Origin of the sequence: Mesorhizobium sp. M1A.F.Ca.IN.020.06.1.1, from assembly GCF_004023265.1 — a bacterium.
GTDB lineage: Bacteria > Pseudomonadota > Alphaproteobacteria > Rhizobiales > Rhizobiaceae > Mesorhizobium.
On sequence record NZ_RZSR01001356.1, the window covers coordinates 1 to 1,160 of the forward strand.

At 64.1% G+C, this 1,160-nt stretch carries 2 protein-coding genes; one reads left to right on the plus strand and one right to left on the minus strand.

Features of this window, described 5'->3' with window-relative positions:
* Positions 1–433: outer membrane protein (locus tag EOA60_RS33955; protein ID WP_164899809.1), on the plus strand; the 433-nt coding region annotated here is incomplete at its 5' end.
* A 94-nt stretch (positions 434–527) separates the two neighbouring features.
* Here the strand turns inward: EOA60_RS33955 and EOA60_RS33960 are convergent.
* Positions 528–944, minus strand: coding sequence for a GFA family protein (locus EOA60_RS33960; protein ID WP_095823911.1), 417 nt, complete (start codon positions 942–944; stop codon positions 528–530).
* Between the last annotated feature and the right edge of the window lie 216 nt (positions 945–1,160).

Genomic DNA, 1,160 nt, shown 5'->3' on the forward strand with positions numbered 1-1,160 from the left:
TATTAAGACCAAGGGCTTCGTCGGCGGCGTCTTCGGCGGCTACAACTGGCAGCAGGACAACTTCGTCTACGGCGCTGAAGCCGATCTCGGCTACAATGGCGTCAAGGGCGACAGCGCTGGCGTCGAGGCCAAGGGCGGCCTCGAAGGCTCGTTGCGCGCCCGTCTCGGCTATGCCGTGACCCCGGAAATCCTGCTCTATGGCACCGGCGGTCTCGCCGCCAAGAACCAGAAGGTGGAAGGCGGCGGCTTCAGCGACAGCAAGGGTATGCTGGGCTGGACGGCCGGTGTCGGCACCGACATCAAGATCACCGACAACGTGTTCGGCCGCGTCGAGTACCGCTACAGCGACTACGGCGACAAGGACTTTGACGGCTTCGGCAACGTCAAGTCGAAGGACAACCGCGTCACTTTCGGCGTCGGTATGAAGTTCTAAGTCGTCCAAGCCACGACACGGAAAAAGCCGGGCCGCGCGCCCGGCTTTTTTTGTGGCTGGCGTTGCCCCAGGCCGACACGTTTTGGCCGCGCCTTCAACGCAACCCGGTGGATGGCGCCTGCTGGAAATCCTCATGGGCTGAAATCGACTGCAGCTGGTCGAGCCAATTCGCGCGCGAGCGCGAGAAGACCTGGGCGTCCGGACGGTAGTCGGCCGGGTCGGTCATGGTCGCGGCGTGAACGTGGATCTCGCCGGGCCATCTGTCGGAGCGGAAGTAGAGCCTGGTGCCGCAGGACGGGCAGAACCCGCGAAAGGTGTTCGGGCTGCTTTCATAGTGCCTGATGACGCCGGCCCAGTTCAGCTGCTCCGGCCTCATGCCGAGGAAAGCAGTGAAGGGAGCGGACGTGGCGCGCTGGCAATCGGCGCAGTGACAGACAAGATTTCGCGTGAGCTCTCCGGAATAGATCCAGGTGACCGCGCCGCACATGCAACGTCCCGCCAGAGATGCCATCGCTTCCTCCGCCGACTGCGTGCCCGGGCCGAGCCCCGCCGACACGGCCGATGTGAAGGATAGGCGGCGCGATCTGTTCAGGCTGGCCGCTTTGCGACCTTGGCGGGTTTGACCTTCGGCGGCAGTGTCTCGACGAAAGCCAGCGCACGATCGATCCACTCGGCGAGATCTGCCTCGGTTGCAGTGCCTTCCGGCGCGACGTGGATATAGCCTTCC